We start from the raw sequence: 22,468 nt of genomic DNA on the forward strand, positions 1-22,468 counted from the left end.
GGCGAGTGGGCTGGCGGACATGTACCGTCCAAGTCCCGCCTGGCGAGGTAGCCCATTTAAGTGGGTGCAATCACTTCCGCCAGGGCGGCGCGGAGCCGTTGGGCGCCAGCTATTCCAGCAGTGGGCACGTAACCAGGGTCTGCAGGCTGAGACACACACATCGCCAGACCGGCAAATCTTTGTGGTCGCAAACGGCGCTCAAGTACAGGTCAAGCTTTCGACCCTTTGGCGGAACGGGTTCTATCGCTTTCAGCAGATTCGAGATCGAGATTTCGACTTCTGTCTATTCCTCGGGCTGTCACCTCAGTCCGTGCATGCGTGGCTCGTCCCAAAGGAAGTCCTCGATGTGCATGTCATTGGGCACCTCGGGCAGCACACAGGAGCTGGCGCAAGCGAAACGGCTTGGGTGACGGTCTACCCCGAGGAAGTGCCGGGGTGGCTCGAGCCATTTGGCGATTCACTCGAGCGGGTTCATTCGATGCTTGTTTCGGACTAGGTGGACGAAGCAAGCACGCTCATTCAGCGTCGTCCGCTTCTTCAGGGTGCCCGATAGACGATCGGTGACTGGACGCTCGGCCTGCAGGCCACGCGCCCAAAAGAGACGACCTCTTACTTTCTTCGGCGGCAAGGCTCCTCAACGAGGAGCTTTGCCGAGATTCACCCAAACGACCGTGCCACTGACGAGAACGAAGACGGTTGCCACCAAAGGAGGCAACCAGGCAACGAAGTCCGTGATGGCGGCGAAGACAGTGAACCCTAGGAACAACGCGGCTATCGGACCAAGAATCCAAGCCGCAATGCGTCTGTACTTGTTCACACCCAGCCCCTTACAGATGCTTTTGATCGACCATCGTTGTCACGGTCACTTTAGGGGGACGGTCGCACGAGGGGGAAACGGTGCTGTCCGGTAAGGGATCGATCGGCGGGCACATGTCGCTTCTGCTTGACGCGTGGCGTCTGGGAAGCTGTCGATGACGACGGGGGCGATGTGCGGCGAGTCTTGGTGTGGGTGATGGTGGTGGCTGCTGCCGGAGCTACGGCTGCGGTGTTCTTGGCGACGCGGACCGCGTCTGCGGCACCGTTGGTGTTCGTCGCGGCAGCATTCCCGCAGCTTGCGTTCTTCGCGGTGGCCCTCGTTTCCATGGCGGTGGTCATCGCGGCGATCAGGGGCCGCCTCCGACTCGCCACGGCCGCAGGACTAGTTGTCCTCGTCGTTAGTGCTGGCCTCGGAATCGTTTTGACGGCGGGAAGGCCGGCACCATCGACAACGGTGCCCAGCGCATCCTCGTCGGCGGGGCAGCTACGAATCCTGTCGTGGAACACCAACCAACAAGACGTCTCAACCGAGCAGTTGGGCGCGTTGATCGAAACCGAGCAAGCGAACGTCGTTGCTCTGCCTGAGTACTTCACGGCCGTGGCCGATGGAACTCTCGCCGGGCTCGCCCAAGAGCACGACATGCAGATCATCGGGACCGATTCATCCTCGGCGACGTTGCTGATCTCGAAGCACCTCGGCACATATTCGCTTGCCGACCAAGAAACGACACCGGCATGGGCTGGGTTCGTCGCGACCTCAGACAATCCCCGCGCCCCGCCTTGCTCGTGGCGCATTTGCAGCGTCCTTCATTGGTCGACTCAAGCATCTGGCAGAGCCACGTCGACTGGGCGCGGCAACAGTGCGCGGACCGACGGAACATCGTCGCCGTCGGTGACTTCAACGCCACCCTGGCAAATCTCGGCGGCGACCAGCTCGGCCCCTGTCAGGATGCGGCCTCTGCTCTGGGCCTTGAATCGACAGGCACCTGGCCCTCCGCTTTGCCAGCGTCTCTGGGCGCCCCGATCGACCACACCTTTTTCGGCCCAGGTTGGGAGCCCGTCGCCGTTGCGGTGCTCGACTCTCAGGCCACCCGAGGCTCAGACCACCGCCCCATCGTCACCGTGCTCAATCCGAACAGCTCGTAACCCGTCTCAATAGGGGATCGTCCACCGGGATCAGTTTCGGACTGACCTATCGAGACTGCCGGCGCCCCGTAGCTGCGGGGGAGTGGCTAGCATCCGCCGGTAGTCGGTGACCGCTGGATATTCACGACGGGTGTTGGGCCAGCCCCTGCCTGGAGTGTCCGGCTGAACGGGGCGTGCCTTCAAACGGCCTGAAGGCCGGCGATCAAGAGCTCCACCGCTGCGCGCGCTTCTGGGGCCCAGAGTGGTCGTCCCGTCGCGGTGCCGATGCCGTGCAGCACGATCATCACCGCTCCGACGGGTACGTCGTCTCGGACGTCGCCGTCCTGGGCTGCCTGGTTCATGAGGTCGGTCACCGTGCGTTCGATCTGGATCCCGCCGTCGGTGAACACGGTTGGGTCTTCGGCTGCCGCGAGCGTGCGGGCCAAGCCGGTGTGCTCCAGGACGTACTCGACGAAGCCGCGGAGGAACGACTCTAGGTTCTCGACGGGTGGCCGCGCCGGGTCGACAGCGTTCTCGCAGAGCAGTGCCACTTCGCCCTCGTATACCGCCGCCGCGAGAGCGTCCCGTGTGGGGAAGTGCCGGTACAGCGTCCCCACCCCTACTCCGGCGAGGGCAGCGAAGTCGTCGAACCGCACCTGCTGGTCTTGGTCGAACACGACCCGCGCGGCGGCGACGATGGCTTCTCGGTTCCGACGGGCGTCCGCCCGCATCGCGCGTTCCTCGGCCACGGAGGCACCCTTCTCGTGCAAAATGGAGATTGTCTCCGTATAGTTGCAATCGGAGACTTTCTCCATTTTAGCGAGGGGTCACTCATGCGCATCCTGATGTTCGGGCGGGGAGCGATCGCGACGATTTACGGTCGCGTCCTGGCCGCCGCTGGTCACGACGTCGAGTTCTACGTACGCCCAGGGCGTGCCGCGGAATACGGAGACGAGGTGCGCATGGACTGGGTCGACGGGCGTCGTGCGCTGCTCGGCCGACGAGTCCGTGAGAACTACCCGGCCAGGTTCCGCGAGAGCATCGATCCAGACGACGGGTTCGACCTCGTCGTGCTCAGCGTCGGGCATCATCGACTCGCTGAGGCAGCGGAGTTCCTGGCGCCCCGGCTGGAATCGGCGACCGTCCTGGTGTTCGGCAACGTCTGGGGGGAACCGCTCGAGGCCGTCGCGCCGTTACCGGCCGACCAGGTCGTCTTCGGCTTCCCGGGCGGGGGTGGTCAGTTCCAGGAGGACGGCCTCTTGGTGGCCGCCATCATGCCGTCGGTCGTCGTCGGCACCGCTCACGCTCCGACGAGCCGGCGCGAGGGAGAGGTCCTGGCGGCATTCGGGCAGGCCGGCATCACTGCCCGGGAGGAGAGGGACATCCGGGGGTGGCTGTGGCTCCATTTCATCGCCGATGCCGGCATGTACGCCCAGGCGGTGAGCAAGGGTTCGCTGTCGGCGCTGGTCGGTGACCGGCAGGCCCTCCGGGAGGCGTTCGCAACGACCCGCGAGCTGCTGCCGCTTCTCCGGGCACGGGGTGTGGATCTCGGAGAGCATCGCCGCGCGATGCTTCCTTACCGTTTCCCGCTCCTGATGGGCGCTGTGACGGGATGGGCGACGGCGCTGGTCCCGATCGCGCGCCGTGCCCTCGGGGCACACACGGACACGGACATGGTCGAGGGGCGCGCCGTCCTCAGCGACACCCTAAGAAAAGCTCGACAGCTCCACATCCCCGCCCCGCGCCTGGAGACGTGAATCGCGACTGCGATCAGACGCTGACGCCGTACGCAGTGATCCTCACCGGCTCGCGGTGCTGCTCGAGGAGAGCCCTCCGCGTGCCCGATAGCCGATCGCCTAGCGAATACGCCCTTAGATCTGTTCCGCACTGTGGTCGAAGGCAAACGGCAGGAGGTCGGTTGCCCGGGCGCTGATGAGCCCATCGGGTCCGGGCAAGATGACGCGAACGTGAGGGTGGTAGTCCGCGAGGATCTGGCGGTCGCGACCGCATGGGCTCTTGACTCCTCGGCCATGGTTTCCCACGGCCACCACGTGGCTCAGATCGGTGGCACCCCCGGCTCGAGCTGCGCCGAGTGCTACGAGTTCGGCGCAGGGGCCGCCTGTGAAGTGGTAGATGTTTACCCCGGTGAAGATCCGACCGTCGGCGGCGCGCACGGCTGCACCCATGGTGTGGACGCCGTCCTCATCCGGGCCTGCGTCGGTGACGGCGTCAATGGTTCGACGAGCTGCCTCGATGAGGGCTTGGTCTTCATCGGTGAGAGGCGTGGCCGAAGGCGGAAGCGTGATGGACATCTCTCGACTCTAAGACTCGCAGGGTGTCCCAGTAGCCGATGGTCCTGCGGGGCAGCTACCCCTGGGTCGTGTGGTCGGCGGGCCATGTGTAGCGTGATCAGGTGCCCGACTCCTCCATCGCGATTCGCACCACGTCTGAGGCTGATTGGCCTCGTGTCCGGGAGCTGCGTATCGAGAACGCGACCGACAACCCGATCTCTTACGGCGCGACACTTGAGATAACTCAAGCCATGTCGGAGGACGACTGGCGTCTTCGTGCCCGTCGCGGGGAAGCCGACGACGCGACCTGTCTGGTCGCCTGGAACACTGTCACGGGGCGATGGGTCGGGATGATGAGCGCTCAGCTTGGAGACGAGGACGGGCCGGACCCCGTACTGACCGGCGTCTACGTCACTCCCGACTTCCGCGGTCGCAAGCACGGCGTGAGCGACGCGCTCCTGGACGCAATCATCGGCTGGGCCACTGGTCGGGGCGCGCGTCTCCGTCTTTACGTTTACGAGCATGCCGTCCCAGCTCGAAAGTTCTACGACCGTCACGGATTCATTGCGACAGGACGAACGCGCCCACTCACATTCGTCGACGGGCAGACGCTGGAAATGGCGCGAGTCCTCCCGTCTCGTTAGACGATCGTTCACCGAGATCAGTTTCGGACTGACCTATCGAGACAGCCGGCGCCCCGTAGCTGCGGGGGAGTGGCTAGCGTCCGCCGGTGGTCGGTGACCGATCGGCTATCGGACGGCCAATAGAGTCCCAACAGCGACCATGAGGAGGGCCGGTGACTGTACCCAAGGGCGACTACTTTCAACGACAGGGCGACCCAGACGCAGAGGAAAAGGCCCAGGGTCAAATCGCCGGGCTACTCGAAAACTGGCGAACGACCATGGCCAACCGATCAGGCGTTATGTCCAGAGAGGACGGGTCAGACCTTCGCGGTGACGAGCTTCGAACGCCCGAGTTGAACAACAGCCGCCGCAGCGCCGAGACCCAAGGTCAGCCCCTTGAATTTTTGACGGTGCCAGATCAGGCAGACCATGCAATCGTGGCTTTTCACAACCTCATGAATGGCCTCGACGCCATGATGATCAACGACGCCCGCGATGAGCTACTGCTTCACCTAACCGCGGAGTTTGTCATGATCCGTGCTCTCATTGAGGCAGCGACCACGGCGCTCTGGCTGCTCGGCCCACAGGACAGTGACACCCGCGTCGCCCGGGCCCTTCGTCTTCGCCACGACGAATTGATCCACTCTCTGCATTTGGCGAAGAATTATTCGACTTTCGCCGGCACGCTGGGTGGAGAGGAATACCGTGCGCAAGAGCGGTTTGTGAAAGCTCAAATCACCGACCTAGAGACCGTCGCGGCCGACGCCAAGGTGCCTTGGTCGACGGTCCAGAAGAGCTTAACTCCGAGCGCAATAGCCAATGAGGGTGGAGCCTTTGTGCCGGAGCTAGGTGGACCTTTGACTTATTGGTACTGGTCGACGGCCAGCTCACTCGCCCACGGTGAGCCCAGCAATTTGCGGGGCCTTTCGGACATGAAACTGATTGGCGTCGACCACCGCAACAGACCCGTGGCGCACGTCGAGCCCAGCGCCGTCAGCATCTACCGTCATCTGAAAGTGGCCCTCCAGCTCATATCCAAGGCCCACCAGCTTTGGAACGATCGTGCACGAGGCCACAACTAGCCACAGCGTGGAGGACCCGCGTTAGCCTTCGAGCATGCCCGACCAGACTGCCGTCTTCCGACACCTCTCTGACCAATATTCGGCGCTGCCACCATCGGAGGCGTACGCGGGCTTGTACACGGCAATGCAGCCCCCACTGCCTATCGTCTTCGGCGCTCTCCACGAACGCCTAAATGCGCTTTTCCTCTTCATGAACTCGAAGATGGACCGGGGCCGGCACTTCAATGCGGAGCAGAGCCGTGACCTAATCGACCTCATCGAGGAAATCCGCGAGGTCAGAGGCAGCCTCGGCAAAATCGGAATAGATATTCGCGTGCGTGAGGACTATCAACGTGTCCTTAATGAATGCAGCGCCTTCCTCGTAGTTTCGGGAGGGAGCCCCATTCCGGAATCGTTCGCCAAAATCGATATCGACCGGTTCGATCCTGTTTTCGTCTCGAACGCTTGGCAGCCACCGACCAAGACTTCCACTCCGCCAAAGAAGACCATGGTGGGGGAGGGGTCTTACGCGATCGTCTACAAGTACACGGACGAGACGTACGGTTTTCCGGTTGCCGTGAAGGTGGGTAAGAAGAACCTCGACGAGCGTGAGCTGAGCCGATTCAAGGCCGAGTTTCAGAAGATGAAGGAACTGAACTACCCCTACATCGTGCAGGCGTACCAGTTCGACGAAAGCCACACTTCATTCACGATGGAATTCTGCGACTACGACCTCCGCAACTTCATGCACAAATACAACGGCACGCTTCAGTTTGCGACGCGCAAGAGACTGGCACTCCAATTCCTCTACGCCATGGGCTACCTCCATCGAAGAGGCATCCTCCATCGGGATCTCAGCACTGGAAACGTGCTGATCAAAGAGTACGAAGAGGCCTTCCTGGTCAAGCTCAGCGACTTCGGATTGCATAAGGCAGAGGGGTCGGAGTTCACCAAGTCCGACACAGAAATGAAAGGGTCGATCCGCGATCCCACCCTTGCGAGTCTCAAAGAATTTGCCAAGGTCAACGACATTCACGCCGTCGGGCACATCCTCGCCTTTATGTTCACGGGTCGCAGTTCCATAGCCGGGTGCCCACCGGCGATCCAAGCCATTGTCGACAAGTGCGTGCATAACGACCCCACCCAGCGGTACCAGGACATTTCCGAAGTCATTGCCGATCTAGAGCTGGCAACTGAATAGTCGCTGCTCCTAGCGAGTCTCGCCAACCCATCGGGCACCGGACGCGCTCTCAACTCGGATCACCGAGAATGCGAGCCCATTCGAAGGGTGCTCGTGCCCTGAAGTGGTCGTGCCATCGCTGGGGTCAGGACATGGACGAGGCCGACCGAGAACTGCTCCGTCGGGCCGAGGCCGAAGTGGCAGCGCTGCCCCACCGCGACCCCCTCATCGACCCGCCACCCCGTCTGGGCGGCGGCCCCGCCCCCGAGCCCGAGGCCGAGCCGGCTGGTCGGGCTCGGCTGCTCGCCCCGCTGACCCTCATCCTCTGCTTCGTCACGGCCTGCGCCGAAAGTTCGTTGCTGTGGTTCTCAGCCGCAGACTGGACCACCGTGTTGTGGTTCGCCGTGCCGCTCCTCCTGGTTGCGTCGATCGTGTTCGCACTCATCGCCGGAGCGCTGGGCGGCCGCGCTGGCCGGTGGGCAGGAATCTGTGGCGGCGTCGCCATCGTGCCGCCCGTGTGTTTCGTGGTGTCGCTTCCCCTCGCGCTCTTCACGTAGACCGAAGCGGCATGCGTCGTTCAACGGTCCGGCAGCCGCCCGATAGGGGATCCCTCACCGAGAGCAGCCTCGGGCACCCATCGAGACTCCCGGGCCCTGCCTCTGCGCGGGGTAGCTGTTCCGAGAGTCGTCGTTGACCAATTCCGGCCGGTGGACACTTCGAGTGCACCGGGAAGCCGACCTCACAGTGTTAGCTTCAGTGTCGGCCGAGGATACTGACGAACGTGGCGAGCTCCGACGGTGCTTCCAGGTGTGCAAGGTGACCCTGGCCACCAAGGACATGCACGACGGCGTCCGGGACGAGGTCGGCGACATCCTGAAACGTCGTGCCGTAGGGTGCCTGACCGCGGTTTCGCTCCCCGACGATCAGGTCGACGCGCTGCGCTTGCTCGGCTAGTCCGGCAGGCCGAGGCGCGTTATTGATTGCCCGGGTCTCTGCATGGATGGGGGTACTCAGCCGTTGGAGCTCCGGCCAGACTGCGTCGTCAGCCCGCAGGCTCTCGACGACGTCATCGGGCATGCCCGTGACTTCGCGGAGCGCGACCTCGACGCTCGCGTCCAGGTCGCCGGCATCGTGTGCCCGCTGCAGTCCCGGGAGGGCGGCGGCACCAAAGGGAGCCATGATCGGCTCGTACCCGATCAGGTGTGGCACGGTGTGCTCGTTCGCCGCGTGCATCGCGATCAGGGCGCCATAGCTCCACCCGAAGAGCGTCCGTACATCGGGAAGGTGTCGGAGGACCGTCAGAGCATCCTCCACCTCCAGCTCCAACGAGTAAGCCTCCGTCAGAGGACCCGAAGGGTGCCGGCCCCGGCGGTTTAGCACGGCCACAGCTGACCACCCCTCCAGTCCCCGCGCGACGGCAGCCCACGCGGCCGCATCGGCCATGACACCTGGGATGAGAAGGATGGTAGGACCCTCCGCGTCGCCGTAGATGTCCACTGCAATCTCGCTGCTCCGGACGGGCACAATATTCTGAGTCAACTGCTCCATAATCGTATTATGGGGCATTTGCCCTAGAATCTCCACATGGCCGACAAGTCCCCAGGGCGCCCCCGCGAGTTCGACCGAGACGACGCCCTCCGTGCCGCCGCGACCTTGTTCTGGCAGCACGGCTTTTCGGGTACGTCAACCAGGGCTCTTGCGACGTCGCTCGGGATCTCAAGCTCGAGCCTGTATGCAGCGTTCGGGAGCAAGGCCGACCTCTTCGACGAAGCCGTCCGGACCTACGCGCTGCGGTACAGCGCGGTATACGACGTCGCCATTGCCGAACCCACTCTCGCTCAGGTCATCTCTCGACTGTTCGCAGGTTCCATCAGCGAGTTCGTGCGGGCCGATGACGGCCACCCCGGGTGCCTGACCAGCAGTGCCGTCATGGTCGACACCTCCGCCACCCTCGATGTCCGCACGTTCGTCACCGATCTCCAGCGGCGTGACGAAGAGCGCTTGCGTAACCGCATCGAGCGCTCAGCCCTTGTTGGCGATGTCCCGTCGGGAACCGATGCCGCCACGCTGTCGAGCCTCCTGCAGACGTTGTGGCACGGCCTCGCCACGCGAGCCGACCTCGGTGCCGGCGTCACGGAGCTCACCTCGACGGCCGAGCTCGCCATCGCCCTTCTTTCTCTCGAGCGCCCCGGGGATGTGTCTCAGTAGACGATCGACTATTGGACGCGTTGGAAGCTGGAGTGGCTTTCGAGGCCAGGACGCGACGTGTCGCATGATGGGTCGGTGAACCGGACCGATCGTCTCTACGGCCTCGTGGAAGAACTACGAGCTGTGTCACCGCGTCCCCGGAGCGCACGTCGTCTTGCCGAGCGCTTCGGGGTGTCCGTGCGGACCATCGAGCGAGATCTTGCCGCCTTGCAGCAGTCAGGTCTGCCGATCTGGGCGGAGCCTGGCCGAACCGGTGGGTACGTCATCGACGCGTCAGCGACGCTTGGCCCGGCGGGCTTCACGCTGGATGAGGCCCTCGCAGTGCTCATCGGGCTCGGCGCGCTTCGCCGCAGCCCGTTTCGGCAGTCTGCTCAGACTGCCGCGCGGAAGGTGCTCGCGGTCATGTCGGACCGGGACGCGGCCCGTGCCAGCGCCTTCGCATCTCGGGTGCACTTCCTTGAGATCGAAGAGGACACGCTCGTGCCGGTCGAGTTCGCTGAGGCTTTGCGTGCGGACCGTGTCGTGCAGCTGCGCTACCAGGACGCTGGCGGTGCGGAGTCCAGTCGAGACGTCGAGCCATTGGGATCGATCGAGAACGAAGGGCGGTGGTACCTGATCGCGTGGTGCCGACTCCGACAGGGTGTGCGGGCGTTCCGCGGAGATCGGATGCTCTCGGTCAGGGTCACCGACGAACGGCCTCCAACGCGCAAGCTCCACGCTGAGGACCTCGCCATCCAGTACGGACAGCTCAGGTCCGTCGTCGACGACTGATGGCGAGCCGACGTCTTTCGTGAAACACCGACAGGACGGTGTCGCGACGACCAGTGACGCTGATGCTCTTACCTAACTAGCGCCACCTGAGGAGCCCCATGTCGTTCGCATCCATCCGCATCGTCACAGAAAACCTCGAAGGTCTCATCGCGTTCTACGAGCAGCTCACCGGGCGGCAGGCCGAGCGCCCTGCCCCGGTCTTCGCCCAGTTCGGCGGCCCCGGTGCGAACCTCGCGATCGCCAGCACCGCGACCGTTGCCATGCTGGGCGGCGCTCTCACTGCCGCGACTAACCGATCAGTGTGCATCGAGTTCGAAGTCATCGATGTCGATGTCGATTTTGCCAAACTGGAGCTCAAGAGCGAGGACATCGTCCTCGAACCAACCACGATGCCCTGGGGCAACCGCTCCGCACTGGTCCGTGATCCCGACGGCAACGTCGTCAACCTGTTCAGCAAACCGACCACCGTCTAGGCAGCGAGCCCCGTGGCGACCATTGCAGGACGCGGCGATTGAGTTCGTGAATCTGATCCGATCGCTACCGGGCCCGGTCGCTCCCGTTTGGTATCTGCTGTCAGACGAGGCCAGGTCAAAAGGGCATGGGAGTCAGTAACCAAAGCACCAGCAGAGCAGCACTGACCGCTACTCCGGCTATGCCCAGCATCATTCCGGCAGAGGCGAAGCCCGGTCGGCCCTCCGGAGGCGAGGCCAGATCGTCGCGGGCGAAGATGATCGCGGCGACGCCGAGAAACACCGAGGTGAAGGCCCACAGATCCAAGAGCATGCTTGCCCAGGGCAGTAGCGGTGCATCAAACAGGGATGGGAGATTGGCGGCTGTCAGCAGAAGCGGGCCGGAAAGACTTAGCCATCCAAGTGTCCAAGCCCATGATCGCGGCTCTACTGCTCCTCTGGTCGCTGTCACGACGGTGCCTCCGTTCAGCAACTGGTCGTTGCTTCTGCCGTGACTTTCTCAGTGTCAGGGCAGTGCCCGAGTCCTCCTAGGGAATGATGTCTGTACAGATCATGTCCCGACTGTGCCCCAGATCGCCTTCCGAGCCATCGTGCAGCGAGGGCCATTTCTTGTCAGTTTGAGAATCGCCGGGGGCTCTGCTTTTCGTCCGTGGCGCGATGGGGTTCTTCACTGCATGTCGAAGAACGCCACTTCATGCCAGGACGAGATGTGGAACGCCCGCCGCATCGCTTCTCGTTCGTCGGCGTAGGCCCGGGCAGCCGCTTGGTCGGTGATCTCGCAGGCTCGCTGCGTCGATTCAGCGAACGCAGGATCCGAATAGGTGTCCAGCCACTCGCTGTACGGATGGTTCGGTCGGCGGGCGGCGAGGAGTCGTTCGCCTAGATCGCTGTAGAGCCAGAAGCAGGGCAGCACGGCCGCGACGAGCACACCGTACGAGGACCCGCCGGCTGCGGCGAGTAGGTGATCGGTGTAGGCGGTCGTCACTGCGTGCTCTCTGGTGGCCTCGCTCACAGCCCCGCCGAGGCGTTCGTGGTGAAGTTCGCGCTCGACGTCGAGACAGGCGGCAGAGTTCCGCGCCCAGAACACCTGCTCGTCCGCGGTCGGGGCGAGTTGACTTGCCCGCGAGAGGGCGCGGGCATACTTCGTCAGATAGAGAGAGTCCTGGGTGAGGTAATGCTCGAAGCGAGCCTTGTCTAGCTTGCCGTCGCGGAGCTGATTGAGGAAGTCAAGATCTTCCAGCGCCGCTCGCGCCGACGCGATCTCATCCCACCAGATGTCGGTGGCGCATGGGGTGACGCTCACGGTCCCGGCCGAGGCCCACAGCTCGGCGAAATGGTTGATCGGCCCTGCACCCCGTCCGACGTCTAACTCGTCGGCTCGTTCGAGGGCGCCTTGGAGCCATCGCTTCGAGGCCTTGAGTGCCCGTGACCAGTCGAGCAAGAGTGCATATTGTGTCGCCATGGCGCTCGAGAGCGAGCAACCAGTCCCGTGCGTGTTCGAGGTGGCGATCCGTCGCCCCGGCACCTCGACCACATCAGGAGCGTCGCTCTCGCGTGAGACGCGAACGAGGGCATCGGGCGAACGGGCACCCTCCAGGTGCCCGCCTTTGACCAGGACCAGGGCACCCGTCGACGTCGACACGCGCCGCCCCTGGTCCAGCGCTTCGGCCCAGGTGGTGGCGATCGACGTGTCGGCGAGCACCGCCAGTTCGGGGAGGTTCGGCGTGACGACGTCGACGCGGGTGACCAGGTCGCGTAAAGCTTGTTCCGCTTCGAGCGCGAGCAGGCGGTCTCCACTCGTGGCGACCATCACCGGGTCGAGCACGACAGGGGGTCTGCCTGCGCCGTCCTGAGGCCACGTCTCGTCGAGCCAGGTGGACACCACCGTGATCGTTGCGATGTCTCCGAGCATGCCGATCTTGATCGCATCGATGTCGACGTCGTCGCTCACCGCGTCGAGCTGGGCGCGGAGGAACGATGCGGGGGGAATGTGCACCGAACGGACGCCGCACGTGTTCTGTGCGACCAGGGCGGTGACGACGGCCATGCCGTATCCGCCGTTCGCGGCGATCGATTTGAGGTCAGCTTGGATGCCGGCCCCGCCGGTCGGATCAGTGCCTGCGATGCTGAGCACTCTGGGCACCTTGACGATCACCGGAGCAGGTCCCGAGGAGGCGCGGGCTGACACATCGCAGTCAGGCACGGCGGTCATGCGGTCACCCCTGCAGCCCAGCACGCGACGAGGTCGCGGGCCGTTTGTTCCGGGTCGTCCGCTGTACAGATCGTGGACACGACTGCCACGCCGGCCCCGCCGACACGGGCTACGTCGTCGACATCGTCACGACCCACGCCGCCGATGGCGATGCACGGCAGTTCGGTCCTGGCCGCGAGGGCCCCAAATCCGTCGATGCCGAGCGGTTCGGGATGATCGGCCTTCGTGCTCGTGGGGCGGATCACGCCGACTCCGAGGTAGTTGACGATGCTCTCGGGCAGCGTAGCCAGTTCGGTGAGGTGCTCCCGGGTGTTCGCTGTGAGGCCGATGACAGCGTCCGGGCCCAGCATCCGGCGGGCAGCGCGAACGGGGAGGTCGTCCTGGCCGAGGTGGACCCCGTCGACCGTGACGTCGGCTTGTCGGGCTGCGAGGACAATGTCAGCGCGATCGTCGAGCAGCAGGAGGCACCTGCCTCGGACCACGTCCGCCACGGCGATCGCCGTGGACAGGAGTTCGCGAGCTGTCGCGTGTTTGTCACGCAACTGCACGACAGAAACACCGGCGCGGACGGCAGCATCGACGGTGGGCAGGAGGCCGTGTCGACGCGTGAGGGTGGGATCGGTGACGAAGTGCACGCCGCTGACAGCCTCAGAGCGGTTCACGAGGCCCGCCCTGCCGTGATGATCGCCCGCTCGCGCAGGTCGGATGAGGTCAGAGACGCCAGACGGTCCAGGAGGGCCACGGCGAAGGACCCCGGCCAGTCGGAGTCGGCGGCCGCGAGCTCAGCGGCCACCGTGTAGACCGTGGTTGCTGCGACCGTGGTCGTCAGGCGGTCATCCGAGAGCGACGCGAAGGCGGCCATGACGGCGCCCAACGCGCAGCCGCCCCCGGTCACTCGAGTCAGCATCTCGCTGCCAGTGTGCACACGCAGCACCGTTGTGCCGTCCGTGATGAGGTCGATGGGGCCCGAGACAGCGACCACGGACCCGGTGCGGTCGGTGAGGCGTCGGGCCGCCATGAGGGCGGCCTCTGGGTCGTCGGACGAATCTGTTCCCCGGCCACCCGTTCCGAGGCCAGCAAGGGCCAGGATCTCGGACGCATTGCCTCGAATGATGTCGGGTGAGTGTGTGAGCAGCTCGTCGGCGAAAGGTGTTCGCACGGGCAGGGTGCCGATCGCGACCGGGTCGAGCACCCAGGGTGTGCCGGCGTCGGCAGCTGCGACCACTGCTTCCTTCATGGCCTCTCGGTGGTCCGCGTGGGGCGTGCCCAGGTTGACCAGCACCCCCGAGGCGACCCAGGCAAAGGGGCCGGCCTCACCGGGAAGGTCGACCATCGCCGGCGAAGCGCCGACGGCCAGCAGCACATTGGCGGTGAAGCCCGTGACGACGGCATTGGTCAAGCACTGCACGAGCGGAGCCGACGACCGGAGACGGCCGAGCAACTCGGCGCTCGCCTCGACGTACGGTTCGGCCTCTCGGCGGGTGGACGGACGGTCTTCCGGCGCGCGAGTTTTCATCACGACATCCCTTCGCTAGTACGAGCTAGATCAGGTTCGACGGGTGTGTTCTCAGCCGCGCGTGGGCGCGGCACCCCGTGTCACGGTGCAACGGTACCGCGCATCCGGCTCGCCGCCACCTGTGCGCGCAAGCGGGGAGGACGCGGTGCTCGGCAAGCAGCAGTGCTGCACGATCGTTGCTCCGCAGATATCCGCCCGGCTCGGCATGACCAGCCAAGGGCGTCGGTCGAAGCGCGTCCTTCGCTCTGACCGGTGACCCCGATCGGCAGTACCGCGGCGATGCGGCGCCACGCATCGTGAAGGAACCCTCACAAGACGGTGTTTCTCGGGTTTGAGTAAATTGACCGCATGGATGCTGTGAGCGAAGACGTCTCCAACTTGCGCACAGCTGGCGGTTCGCCGGGGAAATACGCCAAGGGTCGGGCTCAGCGGGAAGAGATCATTGAGACGGCCTACGAAGTTTTCACCGAACGAGGAATGACTCAGACGTCTTTTCGGGCAGTCGGGGAAGAGGTGGGGTTATCACATGCCGGCCTGAAGCATTACTTCCCGACTCCCACGGCTCTCATGCTGGAAGTGCTCGAGCGTCGGGATCAGCGAGCGATTTCAGACCCGAATCCGATCCCGTTACCTCAACGGATCATGGCTGCCGCGGTGGACAACGTCTCGATGCCAGGCATTCTTGCCCTCCACTCGACGCTTCTCGGCTCCGCTGTCGACCCGGGCAGCACTGCAGCCAGGTCTTTCTTCGTCGATCGTTATGAGCGCTCACGCGCGTACCTGGTCGAGGAGCTTAAGCGGTCGACAAGTCTCGATCCGGCGGAGTGCGCTCAGCTCGCAGCCCTGGTACTGGCCGCGTTCGATGGCATCCAGATGCAGTGGCTGCTCGACCCAGAGCGGGTGGACATGGCCGCCAGCCTCAGCTGGATTGCTCGGCTCATCGAGTCGGCCGGCAGCGAGGGGTCTGCTGAGGGAGCGTAAGGCGCGCCCGGGGAGACGGCAACGTGTTCATGACATCGCAAGGCGGAAGTCACGCTTGTCAGAAGGAACGCCGTTGGTCACGATGCTCACGCTGTGGGTGCCTGGGTGTAGGCGTCGCGTCGTCATAACGCGGAAGGAATGTTTTCTCGTGAACACCTTTTCGCTTCGTGCGGGGATGTTCGAGGTTGCGAGTTTGAAAGCCTTTGGAGACAGGGAGCCGTTGGCTTTGACGTAGTCCATGATGTAGTCGAGGTTCACTCGGGCGTCTGTGTCTGCGTCGTTCCGGACGGTGACTGAGAAACCCAGATCATCACCGAGCTCGATGTGCTCGCGTTGGACGGTCAAGTCGATGACGGTGAGGTCGGACGCACCGAACCCGAGAACGCCGAGGGCTCCTGCGTGGCCTTTCTTGACCAGGGTCCGCAATCCGCGGCTCAGCAGGTGAGGCGTCTTGTCGTCCCCGGCTGAGTACCAGCGAAAGGCGTTGTCCATCACCATCTCTGGGTGGTCACGGCTCAGATCGTTGAGGTGGTTGGCGACCGAGCGGCGGACGTAGTCGCTATCGTCACGATAGAGCGCCTCGAGAATGCCTGAGGTTTTCACGGGGGCGGTCAGGAGGTCAGGCACGCGCGTCGCCCAGGGCAGATAGGGACGGTGGTCCAGCCGCCGCTGGTCTGACATCGCTACCCGACGGGGGCGCGTGATGCACCCCCTGGTGCAGTGGGAGCGGCTCCTCGAGGTCAACGAGTCGCGCCACTCGAGCGACGTCGGCTGGCTCGATCCGCTCGTGCTCGCCGAGCTCGCGCCTCTCCTCGCCGCGGCCACGACTACGCCGGACGACGCTGTCGCGGGGTTCTGGGAAGGAGGCAGCGGGCAGAAGCTCCCGACCTCGGCCGTCCTAGAGCTGCCTGACCGGGCGCACGTGCTCGTGCAGACGAGTCTGGCCGAAGTCGGCGACCCCGACTGGGGGCACACGCTGCGCCTGGGCTGGAGGAACGGACAGCGGACGCCGTCGCTGCAGCTGCTCTGGCCCGAGGAACACGCGTGGGTACTGGCAACCGAGATTGACTGGGACTCGACGATCGTTGCGGGCGGCCGTGTCCTCGTCGACGCGATTCTTGCCGACGGGCGCTTCGAGGCCTTCGAGGTGCGCCACGACGATGATCTTTCCTCGCGCGGGGACACCGTCAATCGGCCGTGAACGCGCCCGATAGGGGATCGCTCAGCGACATTCGTGGTTCTCGGCGTTATTCGTCCGGTCCGGCGTGTGCGTGGGGCCGGTTTAGTGCGGCTGCGTCAAGGGAGGAGTCGCGCCGGCGTGCATGCGCCCCGGTCGCCAGGGATTCAGATGGTGTCGATGATTGTGTCGGCGACGGTTGCGACCTTGAAGAACAGGACGGTGTGCTAACCCTTTCTCGACGGTCACGGGAGCGAGTAGGTCTGGCGCAAAGACCGAGTTATTGACTAACTAGACAATTATCGAGGTACAGTGGCCTGCTGGCCCGGACGGTCCGCGGTCACGGAGGAGAAGGCACCATGATCTCGCACACCAAGCACAGCCCGACCAGCAAGGTCATCAGCGCGTACTACACGGTCCACCCCGACGATCGACAGGCATTCAGCGACGCCGTGATCCCTCACCTGACCACCACTGCGCACCAAGACGGATGCACGTACTACGTCTTCGCAGAGGATCTCACGGACCCCAACACGATCCACCTCACCGAGGGCTGGCGTGACCAAGCCGCCATCGACGCCCATATGGCTGATGAGAACTTCCTTGAGGCGGCTACAGCCGTCCTCGGGGGCATCCGCATCCTCGACTACCAGGCCGAGTACTACGACGTGGCCGCCCAGACAGCTGGCGCCCTCCCCAGCGTGAGTTGACAGCACCACTGAGCGACCTGCGGAACGTAGGCCGAGCCTGCCTTCGAGCCCGCCTTGGCCCCGCATAGGATCGCGCCATGCCCCGACCTCGCAAATTCGACGAGGACACCGTCGTCGAAAAAGCCGCCGGTGTCTTCGCTGCCGTTGGCTACGGCGGCACGACGATGGAGGAGCTGAGCCGCGCCACCGGGCTCGGTAAGCAGAGCATCTACAACACCTTTGGGGGCAAGCGAGACCTTTTTCTGCGCGCACTCGAGCGGAGCACCTCCACGCAGGTTGATCGCCTGACTGTCGAGCTCACATCGGGGACGGCCTCTCCGCTCGAGCGGATCAGAGCGCACCTGGATGCACTCGCCATCACTTTCACCTTGGAAGGGCCGTTGGATTCGCTGTTCACGAAGGCCACGGTGGAGCTGGCCGACCGCGATCCGGAGGTCGCTGAAGCCGCTCGTTGCGCCTATCGGCGCCTCGAGGACGAGTACGCCGGGTGCATCGAGCAAGCGCAGACAGCCGGGGAAGTGGACGCGACTCTCGACGCCCGGGCCCTGGCGACGTACTTCGTGGCGGTCACTCGCGGCATGGAGGTCCTCGGCACTGCCGGCGCCGACCGGTCGGTGCTCCTCGGTGTCGGCCGAGCGGCGTTCACCCTGCTCACTTGAAGCGCGAGGCAACCCAGACCCGGTCAAGTGCTTGTAGCGACCACGCTGGGGGTGACCGACAGGAGGTGGGCCGAGACTCGACGGGAAACCAGGGCGCTCGTCGTGCGCGACCTCGACTTCGTCCATCGGTGTGCCGTCAGGCCAGGCTCTGGAGCTACCTGTGCTGGTGGCGTCTCTGCGCGGCGGTGGTCATGAAGCTCATCGCAGCCAGGACGATGGTGACCCAAACTGCCGCGACGGTGATGGCGTCGGGGTGGATGACCGATTGTCCCCGCAACGCCTGCCACAGGGCGATCGCGGTGACGGCAGCGTACGTCGCTCCGGCTGCGACGACGATACGGAGCCGATCGGCCTCACTGAGCGCCCGGGGGAGCGTGATCGCGAGGATCGGCAGCACCTGCAGTGCGTGCATGCCGATGAAGTGGGACACGCGGAGATCTCCGTGGGCGGTGTTCCAGCCGAGGAAGAAGATGCCGCCGGTCGCGTCGTCACCGCCCACGGAGTGGGAGCCGTAGGTCGACGATGTCGGGTCGGCCAGCTGGGCCGCGGTGGGGATCACCATGAGGAAGCCCACGGACAGGCCGACCAGGGCGATGATCAGTCCGAGCCTCAGGGACCACGCCAGCGCCCTGTCCTCGATCCGGGAGAACATGGCCAGGAAGGCTCCGATGACCAGTGTCGCGCAGTACATGAGGGTGACCCCACCGGCCATGAGCTGGTAGAAGAGCTGGTTCGTCGGAGTCGAGACGTTGAAGTGGCTTCCCACGCCGCGAACCACTTGGATCGAGATGACGACGATCTCCAGGAGGGACGCCGCTGCGCCGACGGTTCCGGCCCACCAACCGATCCGACGCAGGACAGGCCGCTGCACCATCGAGAGCATCCACGCAAGGGTGATCGCGTAGAGCGCGAGGGAGATCGAGAACTTGAGAGGTTTGGCCCAGATCGGGTCGTCTGCCAATGTCCGCGGATCGAGGATCAGCCCGACGAGGCACACCACAGCCCAGAGGCACATCACTGTGGTGAAGGCGACGAGAGGTCGGTGCCATCCGCGTACAGCGGTCCAGAGTGCGCGGGGACGGTCCTGGACGAGGCTCACGGGCGGGTGCCCGCTGCCGTCATCCGCTCGGAGATCGACCAGAGTCTCGCTGCGGTCTCCGGGTTCCGTGCCTGCTTCGACTGGCTGATCACCTCGGCCCCGCCTCGCATGTGCATCATCCGCTGGGGTCCGACGAAGGTGCCGCCGGGGAGGTCGGCGGAGGCGGCGAGCAGCGACGGCAGCGCACCGTCCTCCGGCTCCTGCCCCAAGATCGGGACGAGCCGGTCCCAGAGGTTGGGGCGCTGACCGGCCGGCCGGTCGTAGATGGCTGTCTTGACCAACCCCGGGTGGGCGGCCAGCGCCCGCACTCGAGAGCCCGACGTCTGCAGCCGCCGGTCCAGCTCCGACGTGAACAGCAGGTTGGCGAGCTTGGAGTCCGCGTACGCCCGGCTCGCCTGGTACGGGCGTCGGTGCCAATCGAGGTCGTCGAGGTCGAGACGAGCCATCCGTTCCGCCTGGGACGCGACGGTGACGACGCGGTCGGTGATGTGCGGCAGGAGCAGCGTCGTCAGGAGGAAGTGCCCCAGGTGGTTCGTGCCGAACTGGAGCTCGTGACCGTCGGCCGTCCGCTGGAGGTCCTTCGACTCGACGCCTGCGTTGTTGACGAGGATGGCGATCGGTTCGTCGATACGGTCTGCGAAGTCCGGCACCGTCTCGAGCCGCGCCAGGTCGAGTGGCAGGACGCGGTGCGTTCCCGGAGTGCCGGGGAGGGTCGCTGCCACGGCTTGCCCCTTCTCCTGGTTCCGGACAGCGAGGATGATGCGTGATCCGGACTCGGCCAGGGCGACCGCGGTCGCTTGGCCGATGCCGCTGGTGCCGCCGGTGATGATGACGGTCTCGTTGGTCGGTGCCTGGCCTGCTCTGGTGTCGTCCATGCCCCCAATGTAGACACTGGCCACATTGTTGTCAACGTCTACACTGTTCGGATGGCACAGCAAGCACGCTCCTACCACCACGGGTCGCTGCGTGAAGAGCTCGTCCGGGAGGGGCGCGCGCTCCTGATCGAGGAGGGGCAACAGGCGGTGACGGTGCGAGAGCTCGCGCGCCGCGTCGGCGTCAGCCATGGTGCGCCGCTCCGTCACTTCCGTGACCGGGACGCCGTCCTCGCCGCGATCGCCGCGGACGGCTTTGACGAGCTGCGCGGCTATCTCGAGGCCGCGCGGGGAGAGGGCGCCCTCGAGCGCCGGCTCACGGAGTACATCCGCGCTCATGCTCGCTTCGCGCAGCACAACGGCCCCCTGATGCAGCTGATGTTCTCGTCGACCGACGACGGCACGAATGCGGGGCGCGACCCCGAGGCGCAGTCCTCGGCCGAGCGCTTCTTCGCAGTGGGCGCGGAGCTGCTCGGGGAGAGCAGTCCGGAGTCGATGGGCCCGATGCCGTTCCTGGTCGCGGCGACGACAGAAGGCATCAGTGCCTTGGCCGCCACCGGCCGGCTCCCCGAGGATCGCGTGGACGAAGTCGTCGTCGCCGCGGTGCGGGCGCTCCTGCCGCAGATCGAGCAGCAGCTCGGAACGGCTGCCCAGGGACCGGTCACCGCCCCCGGCGGGTGAACCGGGACCGGCGCGCTCGAGTCGCGGCAGGCTCGGTGCCGCGAACGCGATGAGGGGCCCGGTCGCCCGGGCCCCTCATCCTGTGACATGCGGTACTAGACGCGGCCGAGCATCGCTTCGTTGAGGATGGTGCCGCCGAGCATCCAGCCGCCGTCGGCGACCTCGTCGAGGATGACGAGGGTCGTCGGGCGTGCTCGTTCTCCGTAGACGTCGACGATGGCGTCCGTGACGGCGTCCTGCAGCTTCTTCTTGGACTCAGGCGTGAGGGTGTCCGCGGGGACCTTGAGGTTGGCGAAGGGCATGGTGGTTCCTTTCGGTGGTGGCCCGGACGTTCCGGGGGTCAGAGGGCGGCGTTCGAGGGCAGGAGATCCTCGATGCCGATGCGGCGGTAGAACTCGGCACGGATGCGGTCGGTGACCGCGGACACGACTTCGCTGCCGTCGCGGGACGGGTCGACGTGCGACCGGAACGGGCGCGTCCCCTGGGGCAGGCCGACCAGGCGCACGATCTCGTCGGCGACGTCCTGCGCGTCGGCCTCGGGCGGCACGATCGCGGCGAGGCGGCGGGTCAGTTCGCGGCGGAGCGTGCCGTACTCGGCGTCGTGGTCGGTCACCCGCGCCTCGTCCGCCGGGGTGGTGGCGTTGGTGAAGTGGTTCGTGCCCGAGGTGAACGCCCCGGGGACGACGATCGAGCTGTCGATGCCGAAGCGGATCGTCTCGGCCGCGTAGCTCTCGGCGAGGGCGTCCATGCCGGCCTTGGCGGCGAAGTACGGGGCGAGGAACGGAGGGTGCCCGCCGCGGGTGGAGGAACTGCCCACCCACGCGACGAAGCCCGAGCCCTGGGAGCGCATGTGCGGCAAGACGGCGCGGGCTACTCGGTGGCCGCCGACCACGTTGACGTCGTACAGGTACGCGAACTGTTCAGGCGTGAAAGCCTCAGCGGCACCGAAGGCCATGTGGCCGGCGTTCTGCACGACAGCGTCGATGCGGCCGTACGCCCTGATGACGGTGTCGACCGCAGCGTCCACGGATTCCTGCGACTGGACGTCGAGCTCGACGGCGCCGAGACTCAGCCCCTCACGAGAGGCGAGGTCGGCCAGGGCGTCGCGATGAGCCGCGTTCCTCCCGTCGACGGCGCGCATGCCCGCCGCGACGACGTGGCCTGCGCGTGCCAGCGATTCTGCCGTGAGTCGACCGAATCCTGTGGAGGCGCCGGTGACGAGGATGACCAGTGGCACCGTCATCAGACCATGCCGCCGTTGACACGGATGGTCTGGCCGTTCACCCAGCGCCCGTCCGGCCCTGCAAGGAACGCCACCACGCCGGCGATGTCCTCCGGGGTCCCGAGGCGCTCGATCGGCGGGACCTTGGCCAGGGCGTCGATCTGCTCCTGCGTCTTGCCGTCGAGGAACAGCTCCGTCGCGGTCGGGCCCGGAGCGACGACGTTCACCGTGACGTCCCGGCCACGGAGCTCCTTCGCCAGGATCAGCGCCATGCCCTCGACCGCGCTCTTGCTCGCGACGTAGGCGCCGTAGGTGGGGAACTGCGTTCCGACGACGGATGTCGACATGCCGACGAAGGCACCCCCGGAGCGCAGTCGACGTGCTGCCTGCTGTGCGACGACGAAGGTGCCGCGGACGTTCGTCCTGTGCAGGTCGTCGAGGGCGTCGAGGTCTTGCTCGGCGATGGTCGACAAGCCGAGGCGTCCGGCCGAGTGCACCACGACGTCGACGCCCCCGAAGTCGTTCGCGACCCTGTCGAAGATCGCCGCCACGGCGTGCTCGTCGGCGACGTCGGCCTGCACGGCGATGGCATGGCCGCCGGCGCTCGTGATCTCGTCGAGGGTCGCGGCGGCCGCGGCACCCCCGCTGGCTGATGCGACGACGACGGTGAACCCGTCACGGGAGAGTCGGGTGGAGATGGCGCGGCCGATGCCGCGGGAGCCACCCGTGACGACGGCGATGCGCTGGGGATCAGTGCTCATGATCTGCCTTTCGTTGCTATTGGTCGGCAGTTT

27 protein-coding genes and 1 riboswitch are annotated in these 22,468 nt (G+C 65.4%); of the genes, 14 read left to right on the top strand and 13 right to left on the bottom strand.

Annotation, left to right across the window (positions count from 1 at the left end; translation table 11 throughout):
- Nucleotides 1-1,518 precede the first annotated feature (1,518 nt).
- Nucleotides 1,519-1,962, top strand: coding sequence for an endonuclease/exonuclease/phosphatase family protein (locus SZ60_RS07175; RefSeq protein WP_369700700.1), 444 nt, complete (start codon nt 1,519-1,521; stop codon nt 1,960-1,962).
- Between the two features lie 179 nt (nt 1,963-2,141).
- Here the strand turns inward: SZ60_RS07175 and SZ60_RS07180 are convergent, their stop codons facing one another.
- Nucleotides 2,142-2,756, bottom strand: coding sequence for a TetR/AcrR family transcriptional regulator (locus SZ60_RS07180; protein WP_082059948.1), 615 nt, complete (start codon nt 2,754-2,756; stop codon nt 2,142-2,144).
- A gap of 18 nt (nt 2,757-2,774) precedes the next feature.
- Between SZ60_RS07180 and SZ60_RS07185 the strand changes: the two genes are divergently transcribed.
- Nucleotides 2,775-3,698, top strand: coding sequence for a ketopantoate reductase family protein (locus SZ60_RS07185; protein WP_043594855.1), 924 nt, complete (start codon nt 2,775-2,777; stop codon nt 3,696-3,698).
- Between the two features lie 114 nt (nt 3,699-3,812).
- On the opposite strand, the gene SZ60_RS07190 is transcribed toward SZ60_RS07185, so the two are convergent.
- Nucleotides 3,813-4,253 carry a cytidine deaminase gene (locus SZ60_RS07190; RefSeq protein ID WP_043594856.1) on the bottom strand — a complete coding sequence of 147 codons (441 nt, stop codon included), beginning with the start codon at nt 4,251-4,253 and terminating at the stop codon, nt 3,813-3,815.
- 101 nt (nt 4,254-4,354) lie between these two features.
- On the opposite strand from SZ60_RS07190, the gene SZ60_RS07195 reads away from it, so the two are divergent.
- The 4 genes from SZ60_RS07195 (at nt 4,355) to SZ60_RS07210 (ending at nt 7,653) form a co-directional block, all read left to right on the top strand.
- A complete protein-coding gene (locus SZ60_RS07195; RefSeq protein ID WP_052505230.1) occupies nt 4,355-4,876 on the top strand; it encodes a GNAT family N-acetyltransferase in 522 nt (173 codons plus the stop codon).
- Nucleotides 4,877-5,028: 152 nt separating this feature from the next.
- The gene (locus tag SZ60_RS07200; RefSeq protein ID WP_156155532.1) at nt 5,029-5,937 is read left to right on the top strand and encodes a hypothetical protein; all 909 of its coding nucleotides are present in this window, start codon (nt 5,029-5,031) and stop codon (nt 5,935-5,937) included.
- A 34-nt stretch (nt 5,938-5,971) separates the two neighbouring features.
- On the top strand, nt 5,972-7,117 hold the full coding sequence (locus SZ60_RS07205) for a serine/threonine-protein kinase (RefSeq protein WP_043594858.1): 1,146 nt from the start codon (nt 5,972-5,974) through the stop codon (nt 7,115-7,117).
- Nucleotides 7,118-7,248: 131 nt separating this feature from the next.
- On the top strand, nt 7,249-7,653 hold the full coding sequence (locus tag SZ60_RS07210) for a hypothetical protein (protein ID WP_043594859.1): 405 nt from the start codon (nt 7,249-7,251) through the stop codon (nt 7,651-7,653).
- Between the two features lie 196 nt (nt 7,654-7,849).
- Here the strand turns inward: SZ60_RS07210 and SZ60_RS07215 are convergent, their stop codons facing one another.
- A complete protein-coding gene (locus tag SZ60_RS07215; RefSeq protein ID WP_043595039.1) occupies nt 7,850-8,644 on the bottom strand; it encodes an alpha/beta fold hydrolase in 795 nt (264 codons plus the stop codon).
- A gap of 36 nt (nt 8,645-8,680) precedes the next feature.
- Between SZ60_RS07215 and SZ60_RS07220 the strand changes: the two genes are divergently transcribed.
- From SZ60_RS07220 to SZ60_RS07230, 3 genes are all read left to right on the top strand, one after another.
- A complete protein-coding gene (locus SZ60_RS07220; protein ID WP_043594860.1) occupies nt 8,681-9,304 on the top strand; it encodes a TetR/AcrR family transcriptional regulator in 624 nt (207 codons plus the stop codon).
- A gap of 75 nt (nt 9,305-9,379) precedes the next feature.
- A complete protein-coding gene (locus SZ60_RS07225; protein ID WP_043595040.1) occupies nt 9,380-10,075 on the top strand; it encodes a YafY family protein in 696 nt (231 codons plus the stop codon).
- Between the two features lie 98 nt (nt 10,076-10,173).
- A complete protein-coding gene (locus tag SZ60_RS07230) occupies nt 10,174-10,548 on the top strand; it encodes a VOC family protein (RefSeq protein WP_043594861.1) in 375 nt (124 codons plus the stop codon).
- Between the two features lie 115 nt (nt 10,549-10,663).
- Here SZ60_RS07230 and SZ60_RS07235 read toward each other — a convergent pair whose 3' ends face one another.
- The 4 genes from SZ60_RS07235 to thiM form a co-directional block, all read right to left on the bottom strand.
- The gene (locus tag SZ60_RS07235; RefSeq protein WP_156155533.1) at nt 10,664-10,852 is read right to left on the bottom strand and encodes a hypothetical protein; all 189 of its coding nucleotides are present in this window, start codon (nt 10,850-10,852) and stop codon (nt 10,664-10,666) included.
- Between the two features lie 360 nt (nt 10,853-11,212).
- Nucleotides 11,213-12,757, bottom strand: a complete 1,545-nt coding sequence (locus SZ60_RS07240; RefSeq protein WP_052505245.1) for a bifunctional hydroxymethylpyrimidine kinase/phosphomethylpyrimidine kinase — start codon at nt 12,755-12,757, stop codon at nt 11,213-11,215.
- The gene (gene thiE / locus SZ60_RS17175; RefSeq protein WP_043594863.1) at nt 12,754-13,392 is read right to left on the bottom strand and encodes a thiamine phosphate synthase; all 639 of its coding nucleotides are present in this window, start codon (nt 13,390-13,392) and stop codon (nt 12,754-12,756) included. The genes SZ60_RS07240 and thiE overlap by 4 nt, the downstream gene beginning before the upstream one ends.
- A gap of 23 nt (nt 13,393-13,415) precedes the next feature.
- The gene (gene thiM, locus SZ60_RS07250; RefSeq protein WP_043595042.1) at nt 13,416-14,273 is read right to left on the bottom strand and encodes a hydroxyethylthiazole kinase; all 858 of its coding nucleotides are present in this window, start codon (nt 14,271-14,273) and stop codon (nt 13,416-13,418) included.
- Nucleotides 14,264-14,361, bottom strand: a riboswitch (TPP riboswitch). (Overlaps the previous gene by 10 nt.)
- Nucleotides 14,362-14,621: 260 nt before the next feature.
- On the opposite strand from thiM, the gene SZ60_RS07255 reads away from it, so the two are divergent.
- The gene (locus tag SZ60_RS07255; RefSeq protein WP_043594864.1) at nt 14,622-15,254 is read left to right on the top strand and encodes a TetR/AcrR family transcriptional regulator; all 633 of its coding nucleotides are present in this window, start codon (nt 14,622-14,624) and stop codon (nt 15,252-15,254) included.
- Between the two features lie 27 nt (nt 15,255-15,281).
- On the opposite strand, the gene SZ60_RS07260 is transcribed toward SZ60_RS07255, so the two are convergent.
- Entirely contained in the window at nt 15,282-15,881 is a 600-nt protein-coding gene (locus SZ60_RS07260; protein ID WP_156155534.1) for a hypothetical protein, read from the bottom strand.
- A 73-nt stretch (nt 15,882-15,954) separates the two neighbouring features.
- On the opposite strand from SZ60_RS07260, the gene SZ60_RS07265 reads away from it, so the two are divergent.
- The 3 genes from SZ60_RS07265 to SZ60_RS07275 all read left to right on the top strand — a co-directional run bounded on the left by SZ60_RS07265 (nt 15,955) and on the right by SZ60_RS07275 (nt 17,800).
- Nucleotides 15,955-16,455, top strand: coding sequence for a hypothetical protein (locus SZ60_RS07265; RefSeq protein WP_156155535.1), 501 nt, complete (start codon nt 15,955-15,957; stop codon nt 16,453-16,455).
- A gap of 335 nt (nt 16,456-16,790) precedes the next feature.
- A complete protein-coding gene (locus SZ60_RS07270; protein WP_043594866.1) occupies nt 16,791-17,141 on the top strand; it encodes a putative quinol monooxygenase in 351 nt (116 codons plus the stop codon).
- Between the two features lie 77 nt (nt 17,142-17,218).
- Complete coding sequence (locus SZ60_RS07275) at nt 17,219-17,800, top strand: TetR/AcrR family transcriptional regulator (RefSeq protein ID WP_043594867.1); 582 nt, start codon at nt 17,219-17,221, stop codon at nt 17,798-17,800.
- 154 nt (nt 17,801-17,954) lie between these two features.
- Here SZ60_RS07275 and SZ60_RS07280 read toward each other — a convergent pair whose 3' ends face one another.
- Complete coding sequence (locus SZ60_RS07280) at nt 17,955-18,761, bottom strand: hypothetical protein (protein ID WP_156155536.1); 807 nt, start codon at nt 18,759-18,761, stop codon at nt 17,955-17,957.
- Nucleotides 18,762-18,895: 134 nt separating this feature from the next.
- Entirely contained in the window at nt 18,896-19,837 is a 942-nt protein-coding gene (locus tag SZ60_RS07285) for an SDR family NAD(P)-dependent oxidoreductase (protein WP_231567070.1), read from the bottom strand.
- Between SZ60_RS07285 and SZ60_RS16415 the strand changes: the two genes are divergently transcribed.
- The gene (locus tag SZ60_RS16415; RefSeq protein WP_052505235.1) at nt 19,826-20,452 is read left to right on the top strand and encodes a TetR/AcrR family transcriptional regulator; all 627 of its coding nucleotides are present in this window, start codon (nt 19,826-19,828) and stop codon (nt 20,450-20,452) included. The genes SZ60_RS07285 and SZ60_RS16415 overlap by 12 nt on opposite strands.
- 95 nt (nt 20,453-20,547) lie before the next feature.
- Here the strand turns inward: SZ60_RS16415 and SZ60_RS07295 are convergent, their stop codons facing one another.
- The 3 genes from SZ60_RS07295 to SZ60_RS07305 are packed head-to-tail and all read right to left on the bottom strand — an operon-like array spanning nt 20,548 to nt 22,435.
- Nucleotides 20,548-20,754 (bottom strand): tautomerase family protein, encoded by a 207-nt coding sequence (locus SZ60_RS07295; protein ID WP_043594869.1) that lies wholly within the window; start codon nt 20,752-20,754, stop codon nt 20,548-20,550.
- A gap of 38 nt (nt 20,755-20,792) precedes the next feature.
- Entirely contained in the window at nt 20,793-21,695 is a 903-nt protein-coding gene (locus tag SZ60_RS07300) for an SDR family oxidoreductase (RefSeq protein WP_043594870.1), read from the bottom strand.
- Nucleotides 21,695-22,435, bottom strand: a complete 741-nt coding sequence (locus tag SZ60_RS07305) for an SDR family oxidoreductase (protein ID WP_156155537.1) — start codon at nt 22,433-22,435, stop codon at nt 21,695-21,697. The genes SZ60_RS07300 and SZ60_RS07305 overlap by 1 nt, the downstream gene beginning before the upstream one ends.
- Between the last annotated feature and the right edge of the window lie 33 nt (nt 22,436-22,468).

Source organism: Frigoribacterium sp. MEB024 (assembly GCF_000878135.1).
In the GTDB taxonomy this organism is placed as follows: domain Bacteria; phylum Actinomycetota; class Actinomycetes; order Actinomycetales; family Microbacteriaceae; genus Frigoribacterium.